19 protein-coding genes and 3 pseudogenes are annotated in these 24,643 nt (G+C 74.9%); 5 read left to right on the plus strand and 17 right to left on the minus strand.

The window, feature by feature from the left end; genetic code table 11:
* Window positions 1-31: 31 nt before the first annotated feature.
* The 6 genes from ACPC54_RS37090 to pyrG form a co-directional block, all read right to left on the minus strand.
* On the minus strand, window positions 32-598 hold the full coding sequence (locus tag ACPC54_RS37090) for a hypothetical protein (protein WP_498971259.1): 567 nt from the start codon (window positions 596-598) through the stop codon (window positions 32-34).
* Window positions 595-1,662, minus strand: coding sequence for a ParA family protein (locus ACPC54_RS37095; protein ID WP_498971261.1), 1,068 nt, complete (start codon window positions 1,660-1,662; stop codon window positions 595-597). Before ACPC54_RS37095 ends, ACPC54_RS37090 begins: the two co-directional genes overlap by 4 nt.
* A 435-nt stretch (window positions 1,663-2,097) precedes the next feature.
* On the minus strand, window positions 2,098-3,213 hold the full coding sequence (gene ald / locus ACPC54_RS37100; protein WP_498971262.1) for an alanine dehydrogenase: 1,116 nt from the start codon (window positions 3,211-3,213) through the stop codon (window positions 2,098-2,100).
* A 260-nt stretch (window positions 3,214-3,473) separates the two neighbouring features.
* Window positions 3,474-5,576 (minus strand): tetratricopeptide repeat protein, encoded by a 2,103-nt coding sequence (locus tag ACPC54_RS37105; RefSeq protein ID WP_498971264.1) that lies wholly within the window; start codon window positions 5,574-5,576, stop codon window positions 3,474-3,476.
* Between the two features lie 187 nt (window positions 5,577-5,763).
* Window positions 5,764-6,411, minus strand: coding sequence for an NUDIX domain-containing protein (locus tag ACPC54_RS37110; RefSeq protein WP_498971266.1), 648 nt, complete (start codon window positions 6,409-6,411; stop codon window positions 5,764-5,766).
* Between the two features lie 111 nt (window positions 6,412-6,522).
* Entirely contained in the window at window positions 6,523-8,202 is a 1,680-nt protein-coding gene (gene pyrG / locus ACPC54_RS37115; protein WP_498971268.1) for a CTP synthase, read from the minus strand.
* Window positions 8,203-8,935: 733 nt separating this feature from the next.
* On the opposite strand from pyrG, the pseudogene ACPC54_RS37120 reads away from it, so the two are divergent.
* Both ACPC54_RS37120 and ACPC54_RS37125 read left to right on the plus strand, forming a co-directional pair.
* Window positions 8,936-9,133 (plus strand): annotated as a pseudogene (locus ACPC54_RS37120) (trehalase-like domain-containing protein); the annotation flags it as partial.
* Between the two features lie 111 nt (window positions 9,134-9,244).
* Window positions 9,245-10,945, plus strand: a pseudogene (locus tag ACPC54_RS37125) (glycoside hydrolase family 15 protein); the annotation flags it as partial.
* Here the strand turns inward: ACPC54_RS37125 and ACPC54_RS37130 are convergent.
* The 3 genes from ACPC54_RS37130 to yczE form a co-directional block, all read right to left on the minus strand.
* Window positions 10,942-12,108, minus strand: coding sequence for a glycosyltransferase family 4 protein (locus ACPC54_RS37130; protein ID WP_498971270.1), 1,167 nt, complete (start codon window positions 12,106-12,108; stop codon window positions 10,942-10,944). The pseudogene ACPC54_RS37125 and the gene ACPC54_RS37130 sit on opposite strands and share 4 nt — an antisense overlap.
* Before the next feature lie 194 nt (window positions 12,109-12,302).
* Window positions 12,303-14,036 (minus strand): DNA repair protein RecN, encoded by a 1,734-nt coding sequence (recN, locus tag ACPC54_RS37135; RefSeq protein WP_498971294.1) that lies wholly within the window; start codon window positions 14,034-14,036, stop codon window positions 12,303-12,305.
* Window positions 14,037-14,124: 88 nt separating this feature from the next.
* Window positions 14,125-14,811 carry a membrane protein YczE gene (gene yczE / locus ACPC54_RS37140; protein WP_498971272.1) on the minus strand — a complete coding sequence of 229 codons (687 nt, stop codon included), beginning with the start codon at window positions 14,809-14,811 and terminating at the stop codon, window positions 14,125-14,127.
* A gap of 139 nt (window positions 14,812-14,950) precedes the next feature.
* Here yczE and yczR point away from each other — a divergent pair, with 139 nt between their 5' ends.
* Window positions 14,951-16,450: a MocR-like transcription factor YczR gene (yczR, locus tag ACPC54_RS37145; RefSeq protein WP_498971274.1), complete on the plus strand. Its 1,500-nt coding sequence runs from the start codon at window positions 14,951-14,953 to the stop codon at window positions 16,448-16,450.
* Between the two features lie 21 nt (window positions 16,451-16,471).
* On the opposite strand, the gene ACPC54_RS37150 is transcribed toward yczR, so the two are convergent.
* From ACPC54_RS37150 to ACPC54_RS37165, 4 genes are all read right to left on the minus strand, one after another.
* Complete coding sequence (locus ACPC54_RS37150) at window positions 16,472-17,380, minus strand: NAD kinase (RefSeq protein ID WP_498971275.1); 909 nt, start codon at window positions 17,378-17,380, stop codon at window positions 16,472-16,474.
* Between the two features lie 94 nt (window positions 17,381-17,474).
* Window positions 17,475-18,281 (minus strand): TlyA family RNA methyltransferase, encoded by an 807-nt coding sequence (locus tag ACPC54_RS37155; RefSeq protein ID WP_498971296.1) that lies wholly within the window; start codon window positions 18,279-18,281, stop codon window positions 17,475-17,477.
* 36 nt (window positions 18,282-18,317) lie between these two features.
* Window positions 18,318-18,539: a hypothetical protein gene (locus tag ACPC54_RS37160; RefSeq protein WP_498971277.1), complete on the minus strand. Its 222-nt coding sequence runs from the start codon at window positions 18,537-18,539 to the stop codon at window positions 18,318-18,320.
* Window positions 18,529-19,353 carry a hypothetical protein gene (locus ACPC54_RS37165; RefSeq protein WP_498971279.1) on the minus strand — a complete coding sequence of 275 codons (825 nt, stop codon included), beginning with the start codon at window positions 19,351-19,353 and terminating at the stop codon, window positions 18,529-18,531. The genes ACPC54_RS37160 and ACPC54_RS37165 overlap by 11 nt, the downstream gene beginning before the upstream one ends.
* Window positions 19,354-19,519: 166 nt before the next feature.
* Here ACPC54_RS37165 and ACPC54_RS37170 point away from each other — a divergent pair, with 166 nt between their 5' ends.
* The gene (locus ACPC54_RS37170) at window positions 19,520-19,867 is read left to right on the plus strand and encodes a sterol-binding protein (RefSeq protein ID WP_498971281.1); all 348 of its coding nucleotides are present in this window, start codon (window positions 19,520-19,522) and stop codon (window positions 19,865-19,867) included.
* A gap of 21 nt (window positions 19,868-19,888) precedes the next feature.
* Here the strand turns inward: ACPC54_RS37170 and ACPC54_RS37175 are convergent, their stop codons facing one another.
* Window positions 19,889-20,926 carry an HAD-IIA family hydrolase gene (locus ACPC54_RS37175; protein WP_498971283.1) on the minus strand — a complete coding sequence of 346 codons (1,038 nt, stop codon included), beginning with the start codon at window positions 20,924-20,926 and terminating at the stop codon, window positions 19,889-19,891.
* 56 nt (window positions 20,927-20,982) lie between these two features.
* The gene (locus ACPC54_RS37180) at window positions 20,983-21,528 is read right to left on the minus strand and encodes a tetratricopeptide repeat protein (RefSeq protein WP_498971285.1); all 546 of its coding nucleotides are present in this window, start codon (window positions 21,526-21,528) and stop codon (window positions 20,983-20,985) included.
* A 92-nt stretch (window positions 21,529-21,620) separates the two neighbouring features.
* Between ACPC54_RS37180 and ACPC54_RS37185 the strand changes: the two genes are divergently transcribed.
* A complete protein-coding gene (locus ACPC54_RS37185) occupies window positions 21,621-22,991 on the plus strand; it encodes a DUF1015 family protein (RefSeq protein ID WP_498971288.1) in 1,371 nt (456 codons plus the stop codon).
* A 125-nt stretch (window positions 22,992-23,116) separates the two neighbouring features.
* Here the strand turns inward: ACPC54_RS37185 and ACPC54_RS37190 are convergent, their stop codons facing one another.
* Window positions 23,117-24,061 carry a tetratricopeptide repeat protein gene (locus ACPC54_RS37190; protein ID WP_498971298.1) on the minus strand — a complete coding sequence of 315 codons (945 nt, stop codon included), beginning with the start codon at window positions 24,059-24,061 and terminating at the stop codon, window positions 23,117-23,119.
* Window positions 24,062-24,097: 36 nt separating this feature from the next.
* Window positions 24,098-24,643 (minus strand): annotated as a pseudogene (locus ACPC54_RS37195) (DEAD/DEAH box helicase); the annotation flags it as partial.

The following is a 24,643-nucleotide window of genomic DNA, read 5'->3' on the forward strand; positions in this document are numbered from 1 at the left end:
GCCCGGTCGGCGCGCCGCCGCGCCCGGCGGGTCAGCGCCCGCGCAGCCGCCGGACCAGGATCGAGGCCTCGCCGCGCTGCTCCAGGTCGGCCAGGACGACCGCGATGGCCTCCCGGACGATCCGCCCGCGGTCCACGGCCAGGCCGTGCTCGCCGCGCAGCACCAGCCGGGCGTGTTCGAGGTCCATCAGTTCCTCGGCGGACACGTACACGGTGATCTTCTCGTCGTGCCGCTCGCGCCCGCTCGGGCGGCGCGGCGCGCGGGCGCGCGGGCGGGCGCGCCCGGCGGCGGTGCCGGGCTGCTCCTCGGCCCCGCCGGGGTGCTGGCGGGCACCCTGGCCCCCTGCGGCCGCCGTGGCGGGCCGCTGCGCGGGCGCCGGCACCCCGGCGGCCTGCTGCTGCTCGGAGGGCTGCTGACGGTCGTCCTGGGGCCCCTGGGCGCCCGGGACGGCCCCGGCGCCCTCGGCGCCCTCGGCGCCGTTGACGGTCCGCGCGGTCTCCGGTCTGGATGCCTCGACGGCCGGACGCGGCGCGAGGGACGGCGACAGCGCCATCCCGCCGGTGGTCCGGAACAGCTCGTCGGCACCCGGGAGACTCACTCGGCGGGGCGGCACCGGTCGAGCACCTCCCTGGCGAGCTGGCGGTAGGCGGCGGCACCCACCGAGTTGGTGGCGTACGTGGTGATCGGCTCGCCGGCGACGGTGGTCTCCGGGAAGCGCACGGTCCGCCCGATGACGGTGTGGAAGACGTGCTCGCCGAACGCCTCGACGACGCGCGCCAGCACCTCGCGGCTGTGCACGGTGCGCGAGTCGTACATGGTCGCGAGGATGCCGTCCAGGCGCAGCTCGGGGTTGAGCCGTTCGCACACCTTCTCGATGGTCTCGGTCAGCAGCGCGACACCGCGCAGCGCGAAGAACTCGCACTCCAGCGGCACGATCACGCTGTGAGCGGCCGTCAGCGCATTGACCGTCAGCAGGCCCAGCGAGGGCTGGCAGTCGATGATGACGTAGTCGTAGTCGGGCAGCAGCGGCTTCAGGGCGCGCGCCAGCGCGGACTCCCGGGCCACCTCGCTGACCAGCTGCACCTCGGCGGCGGAGAGGTCGATGTTGGAGGGCAGCAGGTCCATGCCGGGCACGGCCGTCTTGAGCAGCACCTCGTCGGCCGTCAGGCCCCGCTCCATGAGCAGGTTGTAGACGGTGACGTCCAGCTCCATCGGGTTGACGCCCAGTCCGACCGAGAGCGCGCCCTGCGGGTCGAAGTCGACGAGCAGCACCCGGCGGCCGTACTCGGCCAGCGCCGCGCCCAGGTTGATGGTCGACGTGGTCTTGCCGACGCCGCCCTTCTGGTTGCACATGGCGATGATCTGGGCGGGGCCGTGCTCGGCGACCGGCGCGGGGATCGGGAAGTACGGCTGCGGACGACCGGTGGGGCCGATCCGCTCGCGGCGCTGGCGCGCGGCGTCCGGGGCCAGTGTGGCGGCGTACTCCGGGTCCGGCTCGTACTCGGCGTCCGGGTCGTCGTAGGCGCCGTAGGCGAACTCGCCGTAGGCCAGGCCGTAGGCCGCCAGGTCGGCGTCGTGATCGGTCACCGTGGTCACCTGCGCTGTGTTCTGGCGAGCTTCGAAGGTACGGAGTGCGACCGAGCCGACCTCGGCCGAGCCCACGGAGGGCTGCCGGGCCCCGGGCTCCTCACTCGGCTGGCCGGCGGTGAGTTCCGCCAGTCCTGGCTGACCACCCCCGGGAGCAATTGTCGACTCATTCACAAGTCGTCTTACCTCCTTGGGATTCCAGGACTCTATGTCGATTCGTCAGCGTGGCAGCATGCCGACGGTTTGCGACTCTAGGCCGTTTCAGGCGTTCGCAGCAACACAATCCACGGTAGAGGGCCGTATGTGTCGACTCTCGGCCGGGCTGCTGTCAAGGGATCAGCGGGTCATCGAGCCCGAGGTTCCCGCACGCGGGTGCGGTCGGGTGACACGACCGACCGAAATTGACGACAGAGCGACCCGCCCGGGCCACCCGCCGTTCGCGGGCACGGCGAAGCCCCCGACCCGAGGGGATCGGATCGGGGGCGAACGACCGCCGTGCGGTCAGGGGGTTCAGGCGAGCACGCTCTCCAGCGTGACCGACTCCAGGCCGAAGGCCTCGGCGACGGCCGGGAAGGTGATCTGACCCTCGTGCACGTTCAGGCCCTTGGCGAGCGCGGCGTCGCGGCGCAGCGCCTCCTTCCACCCGCGGTTGGCCAGCTCGACGACGTACGGCAGCGTCGCGTTGGTCAGCGCGTAGGTGGAGGTGTTCGGGACGGCGCCCGGCATGTTCGCCACGCAGTAGAACACGGAGTTGTGGACCTGGAAGGTCGGCTCGGCGTGCGTGGTCGGGTGCGAGTCCTCGAAGCAGCCGCCCTGGTCGATGGCGATGTCGACGAGCACGGAGCCCGGCTTCATCCGGGAGACCAGCTCGTTGGTGACCAGCTTCGGGGCCTTGGCGCCCGGGATCAGCACGGCGCCGATGACCAGGTCGGCCTCGATGACGGCCTTCTCCAGCTCGAAGGAGTTGGACATGATGGCCTTGATCTTCGTGCCGAAGATGCGGTCGGCCTCGCGCAGCTTGTTGATGTCGCGGTCGAGCAGGGTCACGTCGTAGCCCATGCCGATGGCGATGGTGGCCGCGTGCCAGCCGGAGACGCCACCGCCGATGACGACGGCCTTGGCCGGGTGGGTGCCGGGCACGCCGCCGGGCAGCACGCCGCGGCCGCCGGCCGGGCGCATCAGGTGGTACGAGCCGACCTGCGGGGCCAGCCGGCCCGCGACCTCGGACATCGGGGCGAGCAGCGGCAGCGCGCCGTTGGCCAGCTGCACGGTCTCGTAGGCGATGGCGGTGGTGCCGGAGGCGACCAGCGCGTCGGTGCCGGCCCGGTCGGCCGCCAGGTGCAGGTAGGTGAAGAGGGTCTGACCCTTGCGCAGCCGGTGGTACTCGGAGGCGATGGGCTCCTTGACCTTCAGCAGCAGGTCGGCGGTGGCCCACACCTCGTCGGCGGTGGGGAGGATGGTGGCGCCGGCGGCCACGTACTCCTCGTTCGGGATCGAGGAGCCGACACCGGCGTTGTCCTCGATGTAGACCTCGTGTCCGTTGCGGACCAGCTCATGCACGCCGGCGGGCGTGATGGCCACGCGGTACTCGTGGTTCTTGACCTCGCGGGGGATGCCGACCTTCACGACTGAACACGTCCTCTTGCCATGGGGGACCTACCGGAGAAGACCGGCGGGCGGCGCGCGCGTGGGGAAGCCTCCGGGCATGCCCGTGGCAGGGATCGCTGCGCGACTGACTTCGAGTGTAATGAAGCCCAGTCGGCCTGTCAGCCTTCCAAAGTGAATAAATTTTCCGGATGCATTGGCAGGTTCGTAGGCTTCCCCTACCGCTTACCCACTCAATACGCGCCAACCCGACAACTACGACGATACTCCCGAAATACCCCTCACCACCCGCTGCCGACCCGTTCCCGCAGGTCTGCGAGGGCCGCCCCGACCGCCTCCCGGCCGCGCTCGTCGCCGAGCCGGCGCAGCACCGCGAGCGCCGCCCGGTACTCCCGGTCGGCCTCCTCGAAACGGCGCTGGGCGGTGTGCGCCTCGGCCACCCGGGCCAGCAGCCGGGCCTCCGCCGCCTGGTCGCCGAGCGACTGCCGCAGGCCGAGCGCCCGCCCGTACCAGTCCGCGGCGCGCACCGCGTCGCCGAGCGCCCGGTGGCAGCCGGCCGCACCCTCCAGGGCCCGGGCGCAGAGCGGTTCGTCCCCGACCGCACGGGCGTGCTCCAGCGCGGCCCGGTAGTGCCCGGCGGCCTGCTCCCAGCGGCCCGCCGCCACCTGCAGGTCGCCCAGGTTGAGCAGCGCGGCCGAGGCCCGGCGCGGCCGGCCGTTGCGCTCGGCGACGGTCAGCACCAGCTCGTGCAGCCGGTACAGGTCCGCGGGGGCGGCGGCGCCGGTCAGCGGCAGCGCCCGCAGCAGCGCGGTGACCAGCCGCCCGGCCGAGCCGTCCAGATCGCCCTGGCCGATCGCGTCGGCCACCGCGCCCAGCAGCAGCTCCCGCTCGCCGAGCAGCCACTGCCGGGCGTGCGCGGCCGAGTGCAGCCGCAGCGCGGCGGGCAGCGGCTCCGGGGCCGGGCCGGAGGCCGGGTCGAGCAGGGCACGGGCGGTGTCGGTGAGCCGGACCAGCCGCTCCAGCAGCCGGGCTCGGGCCAGCTCGGTCTCGGCGGGCCGGTCCTCCCGCTCGCGCAGCCGCACCAGCCGCGGGTAGAGCCGCCCGGGCACCCGGTAGCGCGGGGTGCCGTCCTCGGCGGGCGCCTCCTCGCCGAGCAGCTCCCGCTCGGCGAGCGCGGCCAGTGTCGCGGCCGCCTCCGGCGCCGGGCAGCCGACCAGGGCGGAGGCGGTCCGGGGGTCGGCGGTCTGCGCCGGGGCCAGCGTCAGGGCGCGCAGCATCCGGGCCCGGGCGGGCGGCAGCGTGCGGTAGAGCAGGGTGAAGGCGCCGATCAGCGGGTCGGTGTCGGGGACGGGCACCGGCTCGGCCGGCTCCGGCGCGGGCTTCACCCAGCCGGCCGGCCCGGCGGCCCCGGCCTCCTGCTGCCCCTTCCCCTCCTTACCCGCCGCCTCCTGCGCCTCCTGCGGCGTCGGCGGCTTCTCGGCCTTCTCCGCCTTCACCGCCTTGACGGGCTTGACGGGCTTCGGCGCCGTCCTGGCCTCGGCCGCCGGCGCGGACTCGACGGTCGGCCCGGCCGGGCCGGCGTCCCCCTTCACCGGCGGCGCCGCCTCCTCCGCCACCGCCCGGTGCAGCTCCCGCGCCGCCTCCGTCACCGCGCTCTTCGGGCTGGCCCGCAGCCAGCCCGCCATCAGCCGCAGCGCGGCCGGGCGGGACGCGCAGGCCTCGGCCAGGTCGGCGCCGCCGACCGGGTCGCAGGAGATCCGGGTGCCGCCGACCAGGTCGGCCAGCAGCTCGCCGGCGGCCCGCCGGTCCAGCCCGCCGAGGATCACCGGATCGATGTCCTCGATCCCGGTGAGCGGCCCGGCCGTGGTGGCGAGCACCAGGCAGCCCGGCTCCTCGGCGAGCAGCGGCCACAGCTGCCCGGCGTCCCGGACGTCGTCGAGCAGCAGCAGCACCCGCCGCCCGGCCAGCGCCGCGCGCAGCGCGACGCAGCCGGGCTCGTCCCGCCCGTCCTCGGCGGCGCCGGGCAGCGGCACGGCCGCCTCCGGGTCCAGCTGCTCCAGCAGCAGCCGCGCGGCCCGGGCGGGCGGCACCCGGGAGCCGTCCGGGGCGGACAGCCGGGCGAACAGCACGCCGTCCGGGTAGTCGGCGGCGGTGGTACGGGCGAAGCGGACGGCGAGCGCCGTGCGGCCGGAGCCGGGCCGCCCGGCCAGCACCAGCACCGGGCAGCGCCCGCTGGCCGGACGGGCGGCGGCGGCCCGCAGCGCGGCGAGCTCGGAGCGCCGCCCGACGAACAGCGTCGGCCCGGCGGGCAGCCGTTCCAGTCCGGGGGCGAGCCCGGCGGGCGCGTCGGAGCCGGGGTCCATCGTCGCGGTCTTCCTCGCCACCCGTGCCACTCCCGCTGTCCTCCGGCGCTCGGCATCCGGCGCTCACCGCGCTCGGCGCGGGCGGCCCGGAACGGGCGCCCTGTCTGCGAAGCGTAGTTCGACCGGCCGATCAGCCGAGGTGCCATCCGGTCGTACGAACCGGCGAATCACCCGGGCGAATCAACGGGCCGGAGGGAGTGCCCCCGGATCAGGCGGTGAAGGGCCGGGCCGGCCACGGCGCGTCGGCCGGGCGCAGCCCGTCCAGACCGGCCGGGGAGGTGAGCGCGGCGTGCACCGCGAGGGTGCCGGTGATCAGCGTGGGGTTGTGCAGCCGCCCGGCGTGGATCAGCCGGATCAGCTCCGGCACCGGCACCCAGGCGAGCTCGATCTGCTGCTCCTCGCCCTCGGCCTGGTAGCGCTCGCCCTCGGCGGCCGACAGGTCGGTGGCCAGGAACATCCGCAGCGCCTCGTCGGTGCCGCCCGGGGAGGTGTAGTAGTCGGCGAGGATCCGCCAGCTGTCGGCCTTGCAGTGCGCCTCCTCGTACAGCTCCCGCTGGGCGGCGTGCCACGGGTTCTCGCCGGGCACGTCGAGCAGGCCGGCCGGCAGCTCCCACAGCCGCTGGCGGACGGGGTGGCGGTACTGGCGCAGCACCAGCACCCGCTGCTCCTCGTCGAGGGCGAGCACCGAGACCGAGCCCGGGTGGGTCTGGTAGTCGCGGCGGGCCCAGCTGCCGTCCGGCATCAGGACCTCCTCGCTGCGCACACCCGTGACCTTGCCCTGGAACGGCGTCCGGCTGTCGCGGACCTCCCACTCCTCGGCCGCGTCGGCGATCCCCTGGCCGCTCTGCTCGTCCATCGCACTCCCCTTTTCGTCAGTACGACACAATCTAACGCCGAACGGCGGCCCCGCGGGAATCGCGGGGCCGCCGTACGGTGAACGACCGGGGGCCGAGAAGAAGGGCGGCTGCTACTCGGCGGCCGAGGTCTTGATCTCGATGGCCGCCTTGACCAGGCCCGCGAACAGCGGGTGCGGGCGGGTCGGGCGGGACTTCAGCTCCGGGTGGGCCTGGGTGGCCACCAGGTAGGGGTGCACCTCGCGCGGGTACTCGACGTACTCGACCAGGTCGCCCTTGGGAGAGAGGCCGGAGAACTGCAGGCCGGTCTTCTCCAGGTCCGCGCGGTAGGCGTTGTTGACCTCGTAGCGGTGGCGGTGGCGCTCCTCGACGTACTGCTCGCCGCCGTAGACCTCACGGACGATCGAGCCCTCGGCGAGCTTGGCCGGGTACAGGCCCAGGCGCATGGTGCCGCCCAGGTCGCCCTTGCCGTCGACGATGGCCAGCTGCTCGGCCATGGTGGAGACGACCGGGTGCTTGGCGGCGGCGTCGAACTCGGTGGAGTTCGCCTCGGGCAGGCCGGCCAGGTTGCGGGCGGCCTCGATGACCACGCACTGCAGGCCCAGGCACAGGCCGAGCAGCGGGACCTTGTTCTCGCGGGCGTAGGTGATCGCGCCGACCTTGCCGTTGACACCGCGGTCGCCGAAGCCGCCGGGGATGCAGATCGCGTCGACGTCGCCGAGCTGCGCCTGGGCGCCCTCGGGGGTCTCGCAGTCGTCCGAGGTGACCCACTTGATCTCGACCCGGGCGTTGTTGGCGAAGCCGCCGGCGCGCAGCGCCTCGGTCACCGACAGGTAGGCGTCCGGCAGGTCGATGTACTTGCCGACCAGGGCGACCTTGACGATGTGCTGCGGCTCGTGGACGCGGCGCAGCAGGTCGTCCCAGGTGGTCCAGTCCACGTCACGGAACGGCAGGTCGAGGCGGCGCACCACGTAGGCGTCCAGGCCCTCGCCGTGCAGCACCTTCGGGATGTCGTAGATCGACTTGGCGTCGATGGCCGCGACCACGGCCTCCTCGTCCACGTCGCACATCATCGAGATCTTGCGCTTGATCGCCTGCGGGACCTCGCGGTCGGCGCGCAGCACGATGGCGTCCGGCTGGATGCCGATGTTGCGCAGGGCGGCCACCGAGTGCTGGGTGGGCTTGGTCTTCAGCTCGCCCGAGGGGCCGATGTACGGCAGCAGGGAGACGTGCACGAAGAAGACGTTGTCCCGGCCGACCTCGTGGCGGACCTGGCGGACGGCCTCCAGGAACGGCAGCGACTCGATGTCGCCGACGGTGCCGCCGACCTCGGTGATCACCACGTCGACGTCCTCGGTCGCCATCCGGCGGATCCGGGACTTGATCTCGTTGGTGATGTGCGGGATGACCTGGACGGTGTCGCCCAGGTACTCGCCGCGGCGCTCCTTGGCGATGACCGTCGAGTACACCTGGCCGGTGGTGACGTTCGCCGAGCCGTGCAGGTTGGTGTCGAGGAAGCGCTCGTAGTGACCGATGTCCAGGTCGGTCTCGGCGCCGTCGTCCGTGACGAAGACCTCACCGTGCTGGAACGGGTTCATGGTGCCCGGGTCCACGTTGAGGTACGGGTCGAGCTTCTGCATCGTCACGCGCAGGCCGCGGGCCTTGAGCAGCGCGCCGAGGCTGGAGGCGGTCAGCCCCTTGCCGAGCGAAGAGGCGACACCCCCGGTGACGAAGAGGTGCTTGGTCGTCACGGCGCGGCCGTTCGCTGCCTTGCCGGAATGGGGCTGTGCCAAGAGGGGGCTCCCGTGGGTCGCGTGTCGAAGGTGACGTGGTGGGAGGCTCACGGGGTCGCCGGGCGACGGGAGGCCGTTGCGGTGTGCACGGCGCTCGGGGGGTCGTCGGTTCGGCTGGTCCGGGGCGTTTGATCCCACCGGTCCACGGGATACCAGGGTAACAGTGCCTCGGCATGGTCGCCTTCCGGCCCGCCCGGCCCGCACCACCGGCGCGCGCGGGGCGCACCACCGGCGCACCACCGGCCGCACCCGTCCCACCGGTCGCACTCCGGTCGGACCGGGCCACTCCGCGGCCCCGGATGGCACTCCGTACGGGCCATGGTGCCCCCTCCTAGGGGACCACCCGGAGGTGATCCTTCCGGGCCATCCTGGCGGCCGGGCCCGCGATGCACGGCATTTCCGCCGAATTGCGGGGCCACACGAGGCTGCGCCCGCGTGCTTCGCCCCTTTCGTCCGTCGTAAGCTGCACGGACGCATCGCCGACAGCACGAGCACGCGGAGGGCGTGGGAGGGTCAGGCGCTCCCGGTCCCCGATGCGCGACCGGACCTCCCCGTATTCCAGCTCCTCCCCACCCACCTCAGGGGCCCACCGAGCCCCGCGCGGACACTCCAGCAAGGCCCGCCACCACCCTCCGGCGGGCCGGACGTCCCGGGGTGGATCTCCGGCCCCGCAGACCGCTCGCTCCCCCGGATCGCCGATGCGTCCTGACCACATTGCGAACTGGAGATCCACGTGGCCGGCCGTATCGAGGACTACGCACTCATCGGGGACATGCAGACCGCTGCCCTGGTCAGCAGGGACGGGGCGGTGGACTGGCTCTGCCTTCCCCGCTTCGACTCACCGGCCGTGTTCGCCGGCCTCCTCGGCACCGATGAACACGGCTTCTGGCGGATCGGCCCGGCCGAAGCCGTCCTGAGCGACGTCCCGGCCGCCGCAACCGCGGCCGCCGACGCACCCGCCGCGGCCGCCGGCCGGGTCCGCCTCGCCGACACCGTCGAGCTGCGCGTCCCGCCGCCCACCGCCGCCGCCCCCGCCGTCCCCGCCGACCGCCGCCGCTACCGGGGCGACTCGCTGATCCTGGAGCAGGAGTGGGACTCCCAGGGCGGCACCGTCCGGGTGATCGACTTCATGCCGCCGCGCCCGCTGGCCGGCCGGGACGCCGTCCCGCAGGTGATCCGGATCGTCGAGGGCGTGGCCGGCACCGTCCGGATGCGCTCGGCGCTGCGGATGCGCTTCTCCTACGGCCGGGTGGTGCCCTGGGTGCACCGGGTCGAGCAGGCGGACGGCGGCCACCGCACCGTGGCCGTCGCCGGGCCCGACTCGGTCTGGCTGGACGGCGAGGCCGAGACCTACGGGCGCGACCTCACCACCTACGCCGACTTCACCGTCACCGCCGGCGAGCGGATCGCCTTCGCCCTCACCTGGCAGGCCTCCCACCTCGACCCGCCGGCCGTCCCGGACGCCGAGGAGATGCTCGACGCCACCGCGGACTTCTGGCACGAGTGGGCCGCCCAGTGCACCTACCAGGGCCCCTACCGCGAGGCCGTGATCCGCTCGCTGATCACCCTCAAGGGCCTCACCTACGCCCCCACCGGCGGCATCGTCGCCGCCCCCACCACCTCGCTGCCCGAGGACATCGGCGGCGAGCGCAACTGGGACTACCGCTACACCTGGCTGCGCGACGCCGCGATCACCCTCTCCTCGCTGCTGCGCACCGGCTACCGCGAGGAGGCCCGCGCCTGGCGCGAGTGGCTGCTGCGGGCCGTCGCCGGGGACCCGGAGAACCTGCAGATCATGTACGGCATCGCCGGCGAGCGCGAGCTCACCGAGTCCTCGCTGGACTGGCTGCCCGGCTACGAGGGCTCCCAGCCCGTCCGGATCGGCAACGGCGCCGCCGGGCAGCTCCAACTCGACGTCTACGGCGAGGTGGTGGAGGCCCTGCACCTGGCCCACATGACCGGCCTGGTCCGCAACGACCACGCCCACCACCTCCAGCTGCGCCTGATCGAGTACCTGGAGGACCACTGGCAGAACCCGGACGAGGGCATCTGGGAGGTCCGCGGCCCGCGCCGGCACTTCGTCCACTCCAAGGTGATGGCCTGGGTCGCCGTCGACCGCACCATCAAGCTGCTGGAGCAGACCCCCGAGGACGCGCCCGCCGGCGGCCACCTGGAGCGCTGGCGCGAACTGCGCGACACCATCCACCGGGACGTCTGCGAGAGGGGCTACGACCCGGAGCGCAACACCTTCACCCAGTACTACGGCGGCAAGGAGCTGGACGCCTCGCTGCTGCTCATCCCGCAGGTCGGCTTCCTGCCGCCGGACGACAAGCGGGTGATCGGCACCATCGAGGCGATCCAGCGCGAACTGTCCACCGAGGACGGCTTCGTGCTGCGCTACCCCACCCACGACGAGAGCGGCAACAACGTCGACGGCCTGTCCGGCCACGAAGGCGCCTTCCTGGCCTGCTCGTTCTGGCTCGCCGACGACCTGGCGATGATCGGCCGGGTGCAGGAGGCCCGCGAGCTGTTCGACCGGCTGCTGGCGCTGCGCAACGACCTCGGGCTGCTCGCCGAGGAGTGGGACCCGCGGCTCAAGCGCCAGGTCGGCAACTTCCCGCAGGCCTTCAGCCACGTCCCGCTGATCGACACCGCCCTGCGGCTGACCGCCTGCGGCGCCGCCTACCTGTCGGCCCAGCCGGACGGCCTGGCCGCCGACCGGGCCGAGCGGGCGACGGTCTAGGACCTCTGCACCAACTCGTCGTAGGTGCTGAGCACCTGGGCGACGGTGGCGGCCTCGTCCGGCCAGGTCTCGGCCTGCTGCCGGCCGGCCGCCGCCAGGCGCTCCCGGCGGGCCGGGTCGGCGAGCAGCTCGCGCAGCGCCCGGCCGAGCGCGGCCGCGTCGCCGGAGGGCACCAGCACGGCGGCGTCGCCGACCAGTTCGGGGATGCCGCCGACCGCGGTGGCGACCACCGGCACACCGGCCCGCATCGCCTCCTGCACCACCAGCGAGCGGGCCTCCCAGCGGCTGGAGACCACCACCACGTCGGCGGCGGCCAGCAGGTCGGGCACGTCCGTGCGGTAGCCGAGCAGCCGCACGGGCAGCTGCTCGGCGGCCACCCGCTCGCGCAGCGGGCCCGCCTCCGGGCCGTCCCCGGCGAGCAGCACCAGCGGCCCGGGGGCCGGGGCGCCCAGGTCGCGGGTGGCGTCCAGCAGCAGTCCGAAGGCCTTCTGCGGGACGAGCCGGCCGACGCCGAGCACCAACGGACGGTCCGGGCCGTCGCCAAGCAGCGCGGCGCGGGCCTCGGCTCGGCCGAGCCGGCCCTCGGGCATCGGCGGGGCGGCCACCGGGCCCAGCCGGGCGTCGGTGGCGCCCAGCTCGCGGGCCCGGGCGACCAGGTCGGAGGAGGCGCCGAGGACGAGGTCGGCGGCGCGGGCGACCCGGCGCTCCATCAGCCGCTGCAGCCGCCGTTCCATGCCGGTGGCGAGCAGCGCGTGGTGCGAGGTGACCACCAGCGGGGTCTGCGGGCGCAGGCCGGGGAAGCGGCCGGCGGTGCGCAGCGCGAGGTCGGAGAGCAGCCCGGCGCGCAGTCCGTGGGCGTGCACCACGTCGGCGCCGGTGAAGGCGCGGCGCAGCTCGCCGATCGCGGTGGCGTCGCTGCGGGCGCCCGCGGTGGGGGTGATGTCGACGGTGTGGAACCGCGCGCCGGTGCGGGAGAAGCCGAACAGCGCGTCGGTGCCGGCCGGTGCGCAGACCGTGACGAGCACGCCGTGCGCGACCAGGCCCTGCGCCAGGGAGCGCACGTGCGCGCCGATGCCGCCGGTGCTGGCGGCCAGGACGAGAACCACGTGCAGCTGCCCCGGTTCGGGGGCGGCCGCGGTGGCCCGGGCGGCGGAATGGTCCACGTCGTCTCGCATCCGACTCGATCAGGTTCGCGCACCGCTTCGCGAGGATCGCTCGCCGGCGGCGCTCGGGACTGGAAAGCCAGTGTCCAGCCGCCACCATGCCAGGTCGGCGGCCCTCTTGGACAGTCGGCGCGACCCGGGGCGCGTCGCCGTCCCGGGGCGTTCCGAACAGGCCCGAGGGCCGCCTCCCGACGCTAGGAGCGGCGGGGGGCCCGGGCTGCGGCCAGCAGTTCCTCGGCGTGGGCGCGGCCCAGTTCCGAGTCCTCCAGGCCGGCCAGCATCCGGGAGAGTTCGCGCACCCGCTCCTCGTCGTTCAGCACCTTGACACCACTGCGGGTGACGGTGCCGTCGTTGGTCTTCTCCACCACGAGGTGCCGGTCCGCGAACGCGGCGACCTGCGGGAGGTGGGTGACCACCACAACTTGGGCGGATTCGGCCAGTTTGGCCAGCCGGCGGCCGATCTCGACCGCGGCCTTGCCGCCGACGCCCGCGTCCACCTCGTCGAAGAGGTAGGTCGGCACGGGGTCGGCGCCCGCGAAGACCACCTCGACGGCGAGCATCACGCGGGACAGCTCACCGCCGGAGGCGCCCTTGGCGATCGGGCGGGGCTGGGCGCCGGGGTGCGGGGCGAGCAGCACCTCGACCTCGTCCACACCGTGCGGGCCGTAGGCGACGGTGCGGCCGTCGACCTCCAGCCCGGCCAGGTCGTCGACCTGGGTGATCGAGAAGGTCACCCGGGCGTGCGGCATGGCCAGTTCGGCCAGTTCGGCGGAGACGGCGTCGGCGAAGCGGCCAGCCGCGGCCTGCCGGGCGGCCGACACCTCGGCGGCCAGCTCGGCCAGCTCGGCCCGCAGCTCGGTCTCCCGGGCGCCGAGCTCGTCGATCCGGTCGTCGTCGCCGTCCAGTTCGAGGAGCCGGGCGGCGCCGGCCTCGGCCCAGGCGATCACCTCGGCCAGGGTGTTCTCCTCACCGCCGTACTTGCGCAGCAGCTGGGCGAGGACGGCCCGGCGGTCCTCGACGGCGGCCAGGCGCACCGGGTCGGCGTCCAGGTCGTCCGCGTAGCCGGCCAGGTCGCCGGCCACGTCGGCAAGCAGGTAGCCGACCTCGTTGAGGCGGTCGGCCAGCGCGGCCAGCCGCTCGTCGTGGTGACGGACGGCCTCCAGGGCGCGGCGGGACTGGGCGAGCAGGGTGCCCGCGTCCAGCGCCTCCGGGTCGGCCGGGTCGCCGGCCAGGGCGGCGTGCGCGAGCGTGGCGGCGGAGGACAGCGCGTCGGCGTGGCCGAGCCGCTCGGCCTCGGCGCCCAGCTCGACGTCCTCCCCGGCGACGGGCTCGGCGGCGGCGACCTCGTCCAGGCCGAACCGCAGCAGGTCGGCCTCCTGGGCGCGCTCGCGGGCCCGGGTGGTCAGCTCCTCCAGGGTGGCCGCGACCTCGCGCAGGGCCCGGTAGGTCTCCCGGTAGCGGGCCAGCGGCTCGGCCACCGCCTCGCCGGCGTAGCGGTCCAGGGCGCCGCGCTGGCGGGCCGGGCGCAGCAGCCGCTGCTGGTCGGTCTGGCCGTGCACCGCGATCAGGTCCTCGCCGAGCTCGGCGAGCAGGCCGACCGGCACGGCCCGGCCGCCGACGTACGCCCGGGAGCGGCCCTCCGCGGAGACGGTGCGGCTGACCAGCAGCGCGCCGTCGTCCAGTTCGGCGCCCGCCTCGATCGCGCGGGCCGCGACCGGGGAGTCGGCGGGCAGTTCCAGCCGGCCCTCGACCACGGCGCGTCCGGTGCCGTTGCGCACCAGGCCCGGGTCGGCGCGGCCGCCGAGCAGCAGGCCGAGGCTGGTCACGACCATGGTCTTGCCTGCACCGGTCTCGCCGGTCACGGCGGTGAAGCCGGGGGCGAGTTCGACCACCGCGTCGTCGATGACCCCAAGATCCCGTATCCGCATCTCGTCCAACACGGAGACGACCTTACGAGGTTCCACCCCCGGCGCGCGACGAGCGGCAACGGCGCGCGGCAACTCCGCGCCCTGAAGTTCATCCCTTCCGGGGCGTTTGCGCCGGGCCGGGCACGGTGAACCAGGGCAGGAACACCTGCACGATCGGGCCGATGGCCAGCGCGTACACGACGGTGCCGACCCCGGCGGTGCCGCCGAGCAGGATGCCGACCACGAGCACCGCCACCTCGATGCCGGTGCGGAGCAGCCGCAGCGAACGGCCGGTGCGCCGGTGCAGGCCGGTCATCAGGCCGTCGCGCGGGCCGGGGCCGAAGCGGGCGCCGATGTAGAGGCCGGTGGCCACGCCGTTGAGCACGATCGCGCCGGCCATCAGCGCGATCCGGGCGGGCCACCCCTCGGGACCGTCGAGCAGCCGCAGCGTGAGGTCCATGGCCGCGCCGATCAGCAGCACGTTGGCGACGGTGCCCAGGCCCGGGCGCTGGCGCAGCGGGATCCACAGCAGCAGCACGAGGGCGCCGCAGATGGTGACCCAGGCGCCGACCGACAGGCCGAGGCTGCGCTGCAGGCCCTGGTGCAGGACGTCCCAGGGGTCGAGGCCGAGGCCGGAGCGGAGCATCAGCGCCATGCTGAACCCGTACAGGGCCAGGCCGCCGAGGAGCTGGGCGAAGCGGCGGCCCAGGGCGTGGGTGTCGCCGAGGAGGCGCTCGGCGAGGCCCGGCCGGGTGCTCCGGGGGACGGCGGGCCGGGGGGTGGTCGTGGTGGCCAACTGGTGCTCCTGCGGTGGTGCTGCACCCCGGGGGCGGCCCGGTGGTGGCGGACTCGATGGCCGCCCTGCCATCATGAGGAGGCCAAAGCGGCCCGATCCAGGGCCAATTCCGAGCAAGTGGACTGGGAGAGCCCGCGCCATGGCCGACTGGCACACCACCGTCACACCCCCGACGCTCGCCCGGCTGCTCACGACCGCCCGGCTCCCCGAGCCCGCCGCCGCCCGGCGCCCCGCCTACCGCACCCTCGCCGGGCAGATCCGGCTGCTGGTCACCGAGGGCCGGCTGCCGGTCGGCGCCCGGCTGCCCGCCGAACGCGAACTGGCCACCGCCCTCGACCTGAGCCGCACCACCGTCGCCACCGCCTACGAGACCCTGCGCGGCGACGGCTACCTGCACAGCCGCCGCGGCTCCGGCAGCTGGACCGCCCTGCCCGAGGGCGCCCCGCCGCCCAGCGACGCCCTGCACCCCGTCCCGCCGCACGAGCAGGGCCGCACCCTCGACCTCGGCGTCGCCGCGCTGCCCGCCCCGCAGCCCTGGGTCGGCGCCGCCGCCGCCCGGGCCGTCGAGCAGCTGCCGTACTACGCCGCCGGGCACGGCCACTACCCCACCGGCGTCCCGGTGCTGCGCGAGGCCGTCGCCCGCCGCTACACCGAGCGCGGGCTGCCCACCACGCCCGACCAGATCCTGATCACCACCGGCGCGATGGGCGGCCTGCACCTGGTCCAGCGGGTGCTGATCGGCCGCGGCGACCGGGTCGCCGTCGAGGCCCCCAGCTACGCCCACACCCTGCAGGCCCTGCGGATCACCGGCGCCCGGCTGGTCCCGGTGCCGTACGCGCCGGCCCCGCGCCCCGCCTGGGACCTCGACGAGTGGCGGCACGTGCTGCGCGGCGCCGCCCCCAAGGCCGCCTACGTCATCCCGGACTTCCACAACCCAACCGGCGCACTGATCCCCGAGGAACAGCGCCGCGAGCTGCTGGCCGCCGCCCGGGCCGCCGGCAGCATCGTCCTGGTCGACGAGACCACCGCCGAACTCGCCTGGGGCGTCCCGGAGTCCGAGCCGCTGCCGCGGCCGGTGGCCGCGCTGGACCGGGCCGCCCAGGTGGTCACCGTGGGCTCGGCCGGCAAGCTGCTCTGGGGCGGCCTGCGGATCGGCTGGGTCCGGGCCGCGCCCGCGCTGGTGCGCCGGCTGGCCACCGAGCGGGTCTACAGCGACGTCGGCACCCCGGTGCTGGAGCAGCTGATCGCCGCCGAGCTGCTGGGCGACCCGCTGCCCGAGGTACGGGCCCACCAGCTGGACCGGCTGCGCGCCACCGCCCACGCCTTCGCCGCCGCGCTGCCCGGGCGGCTGCCCGACTGGAGCTTCCGGATGCCGCCCGGCGGCCTGGCGCTGTGGGTGTCCACCGGAGCCCTGTCCGGCGCGGCGCTGGCACAGGCCGGCGAGCAGGCCGGGATCCGGATCGCCGCGGGCAACCGGTTCGGCTCGGACGGCGCGTTCGAGCACCACGTCCGCATCCCGCTCACCGTACCCGCCGCGGCCGTGCCGGACGCCGTCGAGCGGCTGGCCGCGCTGGCCGGCGGCGCGGCGGCCGGCGGGCGGCTCGGCCCGGCCGACGAGGCGCAGCCGCTGGCGGTCTGACGCCTCGTCGGTGACCCGCCGTCAGCAGGGGGTGTTCGAGCGCCCGCGCCAACCCGTCACCGGCAGCGCGAACTTGGCGACCAGCCGGTCGGTGAACGGCGCCCGGTGCAGTCTGGCCAGCCGGACCGGCGTCTGCCCCCGGCGCACCTCCACCCGCGCGCCGGCGGGCAGTTCGACCGAACGCCGCCCGTCGCACCAGAGCACCCCGTGCGGGGTCTTCGGCTGCACCTCGACGGCCAGCACCGAGTCCGGCGAGGTCACCAGCGGGCGGGCGAACAGCGCGTGCGCGGAGATCGGCACCATCAGCAGCGCCTCCACCTCCGGCCACACCACCGGCCCGCCGCCGGAGAACGCGTACGCGGTGGAGCCGGTCGGCGTCGCGCACACCACGCCGTCGCAGCCGAAGTTGGAGACCGGACGGCCGTCCACCTCGGTCACCACCTCCAGCATCCGCTCCCGGGACGCCTTCTCGATCGACGCCTCGTTCAGCGCCCAGTCCCGGTGCACCACATCGCCGTTGGTGCGGACGATGACGTCGATCGTCATCCGCTCCTCGACCTCGTAGTCGGCGTCGACCACCCGCTCGACCACCACCGCCAGGTCGTCCCGCTCGGCCTCGGCCAGGAAGCCGACCCGGCCCAGGTTGATCCCGAGCATCGGCAGCCCGTGCGAGCGCGCCAGCTCGGCGCCGCGCAGCAGCGTGCCGTCACCGCCGGCGACCAGGATCAGCTCGCAGCCGTCCGCCGCGCCCGGCCCCTCGGCCACCTTCTGGACGCCGTCCGGCAGGTCCAGCCCGACCGCCTCGGAGGCGAGCAGTCTGATCCGGATGCCCGCCTTCAGCAGCCGGTGCACCAGGCCCTCGACGCTGCGCAGCGCCGCCTCCCGGCCGGTGTGCGCGATCAGGAAGACCGTGCGCTCTTCATCGCTCATGCCGCTGCCCTCTCCCTACGCCTCGCCGGGTCACCCCCCGGCCCCGGTGCGGTCGCGTCACCCAGCATGACGGACCGGACGCCCGCTGAGGAGCCTACCGAGGCCCCTCCGCCACGGCCCGGTCCGCCTCCGCCGGATCCAGCTGCGGGGCGTCCCGGCGCAGCCAGAGGAAGTACTCGACGTTCCCGGACGGGCCGGGCAGGGGGCTCGCGGTGACGGCCCGCACGCCCAGCCCCAGCTCCCACGCCTGCCCGGCGACCTGGCGCACCATCTCGGCGCGCAGCTGCGGGCTGCGCACCACGCCGCCGCTGCCCAGGCGTTCCTTGCCGATCTCGAACTGCGGCTTGACCATCATCACCAGGTCCGCGTCCTCGGCCGCGCAGGCGGCGAGCGCGGGCAGCACCAGGCCGAGCGAGATGAAGGACAGGTCGCCGACCACCAGGTCGACGCGGGTGCCGCCGATCAGCTCCGGGGTCAGCTCGCGGACGTTGGTGCGGTCCATCACCGTCACCCGCTCGTCGCTCTGCAGCGACCAGGCGAGCTGCCCGTAGCCGACGTCCACCGCCAGCACGTGGGCCGCGCCGGCGCGCAGCAGCACGTCGGTGAAGCCCCCGGTGGAGGCGCCCGCGTCCAGCGCCCGGCGGCCCTCGACCACCAGGCCCTGCGGCACGAAGGCCGCGAACGCCCCGGCCAGCTTGTGGCCGCCGCGCGAGACGTAGTCGGGGTCGTTGTCGTCCTTGGCCACCACGACGGCCGCCGAGGTCTCCACCTGGGTGGCCGGCTTGGTCGCGGTGGTGCCGCCGACCGTCACCCGGCCGGCCGCGATCAGCTCGGACGCGTGCTCCCGCGACCGGGCCAGCTTGCGGCGGACCAGCTCCGCGTCGAGTCGGCGTCGTGCCACTGCCACTGGTGTTTCAGCTCCTACGAGTCCTGCGGATCATTCCTGGTCGAGCGCGGCCAGCGTGTCGGCGAGCCGCTGGTGAACATCTTCGTACACCGCGACGTGTGCCTCGGCCGGCACCCCGTCCAGTGCCTCCAGCCGGGCCAGCCCGGCGTCCACCACGGGGTGGCAGGTCGGGGTCAGCTCGACGCCGAGCGGCCCGACCTGACGGCCGGGCCCGGCGGCCTCCCCGGCGGCCACGGCGGGCTCACTCGTCACGGGCATCGGGCTGCTTCCGGCTGGTGGCCTTGCGGACGGTGGTCTTCTTCGTCGCCCTGCTCGCCGCGCGCTTGACGGGCGCCTCGGGCTGGGCGGCGGCGGCGTTCTTCACCGTGGTCCGCTTCGCCGTCGCCTTCTTCGCGGCGGCCTTCTTCGCCGTGGCCTTCTTCGCGGCGAGCTGCTCGGCGGCGGGCTGCTCCGCAGCCGCCTTGCGGGCCGCCGCCGCGCGCTTCACCGGGGCGACGGGAGCCACGGGCGTCACGGGCGGGTCGAACTCGACCGGCTCGTCCACCTCCACCCGCTCGGCCGCTATCGGCTCCGCCGGCGCCTGCTCCTCCGCCCACTCGTCCGCGTCGCGCTCCCAGCCGCGCCCGAACAGGTCGTCCGCCCGGGGCGCCGGCGCGGGCTCGTCCTCCGTCACCTCGACCGCGTACGGGTTCAGATCCGGCTCGGGTTCGGCCGCGGCGGGCTGCTCCCCTTCGAGCTCGCTCAGCTTGCTCTCCAGGTAGGCCAGCACCACGCCCACCTTGGTCACCTGGTCGCCGACCTTCTCGAAGACCTTCTCGACCTCGCCGCGCGCGACCCCGACCGCCAGGTCCACCCCGGCCCGCCCGGCCGTGAACGCCTCCCCGGCCAGTGCCTGCAGCTTCTCGGCGGACGGCGGGAACTGCCCGCCCAGACGGCGCTCGACCTCGGCGACGTCGACCCCGGTCTTCTCCAGGACCGCGGCCGCCGTCTCCACGACCCGCTTGCCGACCTCCTCCACCACCACGGCGGCCACCGCCACCGCTCCCCGCACCGTCCTCGGCAGCATCCGGGTGCCTCCTCAGCGCCTGCGCGCATCGCTCCGTCGCCCATCGGTACCCGGGCCGTTCCGGGCCGTTCCGGGCTGTTCCACTGACGACGCTACCGCCAATGACGGCCTGCGGTACCGTGACCCCGCAGTCAGGACCGCCACCACCGGGGATGGACACACCGCCATGGCCGACGCCGAGGAATGCCGCGAGGCGCTGGAACAGCTCAGCCGGAACATGGCGAAGTCCACCGGGGACGTCCGCAAGGCCGCCGCCCTCGACCGCTCGCTCAGCTGCTGGATCACCGACCTCGACCTGACCTTCACCGGCCGGCTGCGCGACGGCAGCATCCACGACGTCGCCTCCGCGCCCGGCGCCCCCGCCGAGAAGGCCGAGATCCGGCTCACCATGGCCGGCGACGACCTGCTCGCCCTGGTCGGCGGCGAGCTCAGCTTCGCCTCCGCCTGGGCGAGCGGGCGGGTCCGGCTGGAGGCCGGCTTCCGCGACCTGCTGCGGCTGCGCGCCCTGCTCTGAGACCGCCCCCGGCGGTCGGCCTCAGAACCCCAGCTCGGCCAGCGCCTTGCCGCCGTCCACCGGCGAACCGTCCGCGTCCAGCGCCGTCCAGGCCGCCGCGCACAGGGCCCGCAGGCCGTCCCAGCGGTCCCCGGCACCGGCCAGCCGCAGCGTGCCGCCCTCGGCCACGGCCGTCCAGCCGCCGCAGACGAAGCCGCCGCCCGCCGCCGTCACCCCGGGGTGCGCGACCAGCAGGCCGCGCAGGTCCGCCGCCAGGTAGGTGGGCCGGTGCTCGGCCGGCGCCGCCAGCAGCTGGGCCGGGGTGGTCACCCCGGTGAACACCAGCAGGCTGTCCACGCCCCCGTTGAACGCGCCCTCGATGTCGGTGTCCAGGCGGTCACCGACCACCAGCGGCCGCTGCGCGCCGGTCCGCAGAATCGTTTCCCGGTGCATCGGCGGCAGCGGCTTGCCCGCCACCTCCGGCTCCACCCCGGTGGCCGCCCGCACCGCCGCGACCAGCGTCCCGTTGCCGGGCGCGATGCCCTCCGACCGCGGGACGGTCATGTCGGTGTTCGACGCCACCCACGGCAGCCCGCTCTGCACCGCGTACGAGGCCTCGGCCAGGTGCGCCCAGCCCACCGAGGGATCGAAGCCCTGGACCACCGCCAGCGGCTCCTCGGCCAGCGAGCGGACGGCCACCAGGCCGTGCTCGGCCAGCGCCTCCACCAGCCCGGGGCCGCCCACGACCAGCACCTTCGCACCGGCCGGCACCTTCTCGGCGACCACCCGGGCGGCCGCCTGCGCCGAGTTGATCACGTCGGCCGGCTCGGCCGGCACGCCCAGCTCGGTCAGGTGCTCGGCCACCACCCGGGGCGGCCGCGAGGCGTTGTTGGTCACGTACGCGAGGCGCATCCCGGCCGACCGGGCCGCGTCCAGCGACGGCACGGCGTGCTCGATCGCGTGCGCGCCCGCGTAGACCACGCCGTCCAGGTCCAGCAGCGCCGTGTCGTACACCTCGGTCAGCGGGGCGGCGCTGCCGCCGGGGGCGGTGCGTCGCACGGGGGTGGCCGTCTCGGTCATGCCTTCGCTACCTCGTTCGTTGCGTCGTTCACTCTGCGTCGTTCACCGGCGGCCGGTCACGGCGCCTCGTCGCCCGCCCCGGCCCGGCCGGAGCCCTCCGGGGGCTCCAGGTACCCGGGCGCCCCCGGCAGCAGCGGGCCGTACGCCCCGGCGCGGGCCGCCAGGGTGGCCCGGGACTGCCGCAGCGCCGAGCGGTAGTGGTCCGTGTCCGGCCGCATCGCCACGGCCAGCGCCAGGTGCTCGACGGACGTCTCGAAGTCGCCCAGCCGGGCCGCCGCCACGCCCCACCCGAACTGAGCGTAGTCGTCCGAGGGATCGGCCAGCGCCACGGCCCGGAAGTTCTCCAGCGCCGCCGCGTACGAGCCGGCGTCGAACTGGGCGCGCGCCAGCGTCTCCCGGATGCTGCGCGAGTGCGGCTCGGCCGCCGCCGCCCGGGCCAGCAGCTGCTCGGCGGCCGCCGGGTTGCCCTGCGCCAGCAGCTTCCCGCCGCGGCGGAACCACTCGTACACGTCACCGGCCGGCTCCCCGGCGCGGCTCTGCGCCGGCACCCCGCCGACCGTCTCCTCAGGCCCGCCGCCCGCCCGCTCCCGACCGTCGTCCACGCCGTACCTCGCCCTCGGTCGCACGCCCCCCGGCCGAATCCGGGCGGACATTCCGATCTCTCAACAACGCGTACCCGATTACGATGCCCAGAATGAGCACACCCAGTGCAGATGACGGAGTCGAGACTCCCGAGGGCGGCCCCGGCGATCCCGGGCACGTCGCCACCGCAGGCCTGTCCCTGTACCCCTTCCGCGGCCTCCGCTACGACCCCGACCGGGTCGGCACGCTCGCGGCCGTGACGTCCCCGCCGTACGACGTGGTCGACCCCGGGCGCCGCCTCGACCTGGAGACCGCCGACCCGCACAACATCGTCCGGCTGATCCTCCCCAGACCCGAGCCCGAGGACGCCGGGGACCGCCCCGACCGCGACACCCGGTACCGGCACGCCGCCCGGCTGCTCGCCGCCTGGCAGCGCGAGGGCGTCCTCGCCGCCGACCCCGAGCCGGCCCTCTACGTCTACGAGCAGCGGGTGCCGGCCACCGCCGACGCACCCGAACTGCTCCAGCGCGGGCTGATCGGCGCGCTCGCGGTCAGCGGGCCCGAGGTCGGCGTCGTCCTCCCCCATGAGGACGTCATGCCGCGCCCGGTCGCCGACCGGGTCGGCCTGATGCGCACCACCCGGGCCAACCTCGAACCGCTGCTGCTCACCTACCGCGGCAACGGCGGCGCCTCCGGCGTCCTGGAGCGGACGGTCCAGGACGAGCCGCTGCTGGCCACCGCCACCAGCGACGGCACCCACCACCGGCTCTGGGCCGTCACCGACCCCTCCGACCTCGCCGAGATCCGCCGCGACCTGGCCACCTGCCGGGCGCTCATCGCGGACGGCCACCACCGCTGGGCGATGTACCTGCGCCTCCAGCGCGAGCACCGCCACCTGCCGCGCAGCCCGTGGGACCGCGGCCTGGTGCTGCTCGTCGACACCGCCCGCTACCCGCTGCGGGTCCGCGCCATCCACCGGGTGCTCTACCGGCTGCCGATCGCCGAGGCGCTGGGACGGCTCGGCGACCAGTGGAAGGTCAAGGAGGTCCCCGGCCCGCTGACCGCCGCCCTCCAGGCCCTCGCCGAACAGAAGCGGCACGGCGGCAACGGCTTCGTCCTCACCGGCGGGGACGGCGTCTTCTGGCTGCTCAGCGAGCCCGAGGAGAGCCTGCTCGACGACACCGTGCCGCACGACCGGCCCGAGGAGTGGCGCCACCTGGACGCCACCGTCCTGCACGCCACCCTGCTCGACCACACCTGGAACGTCCCGGACGGCCCCGACGACATCGGCTACCTGCACACCGCCGTCGCCGCCGAACGCGAGGCCGCCCGGACCGGCGGCACCGCCGTCCTGCTGCACCCCGTGCGGGAGAGCGTCGTGCGCAGGCTCGCCGAACAGGGCGTCACCATGCCGCGCAAGTCCACCTCCTTCGGGCCGAAGCCGGCCACCGGGCTGGTGCTGCGCAACCTCGAACTGGGCTGATCGCCCCTCGGGGATCCCCGCCGGGCCCGCCCCGGACGCCGTGAGGCCCTACCGCTCCGGAAACTCCGGGGAGCGGCAGGGCCTCACGGCGTACTGCGGCGAACCACGTCCTGCTACGCGGACGATCAGGCCTCGGACTTGGCCTCGTCGGCCTTGACCTCGCCGGACTCGGCGCCCTCGGCCTTGACGGCCTTGTCGGCCTCGGCCTTGGCGTCCTGGGCGCGCTCGGGGACCACGCCGTCGAACTCGTCGTCGATCTCCAGGTCGTCCTCGTCGTAGTACTCCTCGACGTCCTCCTCGTCCTCGAAGATCACGCGGTCGTCGGAGACGTCACCGCCGCGCTTCTTCGCCGGGGCCTCGTCCTGCTCGGCCTCGTCCTCGGCCAGCTCGGGGTCGAGCGCGTCGGTGAACTCCACGCCGTCGATCTCGGCCAGCCGCTGCGAGGCGTTGGTGGTGCCCTCGGTGTCGGCCTCGGCCGCCTTGGCGAACCAGTCGCGGGCCTCGTCGGCCCGACCGGCCGCGATCAGCGCCTCGGCGTAGGCGTAGCGCAGGCGCGCCGTCCACGCGTGCACGGTGCTGGACGCCAGCTCCGGGCTCTGCAGGGTCACGACGGCGGCGTCGAACTGCTCCATGTCGCTGCGGGCACCCGCGGCGACCAGGCGCATCTCGACCTGGCCGGCCTTGTCCAGCTGCTTCACCTCGGGCTCGCCGGCCATCGCCAGCGCCCGCTCCGGGCGGCCCAGGCCGCGCTCGCAGTCGGCCATCACGGGCCACAGGTCGGCACGGCCGGTCATCCGGCGGGCGGCGCGGAACTCGGTCAGCGCCTCGGAGTAACGCTGCGTCATGTACGAGGCGAAACCGGCCGCCTCGCGGACCGCGGCCACGCGGGAGGCCAGGCGGAGCGCGACGCGCGAGTACTGGTAGGCCTCCTCCGGCTCGCCGTCGAGCAGGCGGGCGACCATCACCAGGTTGCGGGCGACGTCGTCGGCGAGCGTCTTGGGCAGGCTCTTGAGCTCCTGACGCACGTCCTCGTCCAGCTCGAAGCCGGTGACGTCCTCCGGGATCGGCAGGCGCTTGACGGGCTCGTAGTTGCCCCGGCGGTCGTCCTGGTCCCGGCGGTAGCCGCCGCGGTCGTCACGACGGTCGTCGCGGCGGTCGTCCCGGCGGAAGCCACCGCCCTGCCGGTCGTCGCGACGGTAGCCACCGCCCTGCGGACGGTCGTCGCGGCGGTAGCCGCCACCGGAGGGGCGGTCGTCGCGGCGGAAACCGCCACCGGAGGGGCGGTCGTCGCGGCGGAAGCCGCCACGGTCGTCACGGTCGCGGTTGAAGCCACCACCGGACGGACGGTCGTCCCGGCGGAAGCCACCGCCCTGCGGACGGTCGTCACGGTCGCGGAACGGACGGTCGTCACGACGCGGACGGTCGTCACGGTCGTCACGACGGAAGCCACCCGAGGGGCGGTCGTCGCGGAAACCGCCACCCTGCGGACGATCGTCGCGACGGAAGCCACCACGGTCGTCACGGTCACGGTTGAAACCGCCACCCTGCGGACGATCGTCGCGACGGAAGCCACCACGGTCGTCACGGTCACGGTTGAAGCCACCACCGGACGGACGATCGTCCCGGCGGAAGCCACCACCCTGCGGACGGTC

The sequence above is a fragment of the Kitasatospora sp. NPDC094028 genome, from assembly GCF_049543595.1.
Classification (GTDB): domain Bacteria; phylum Actinomycetota; class Actinomycetes; order Streptomycetales; family Streptomycetaceae; genus Kitasatospora.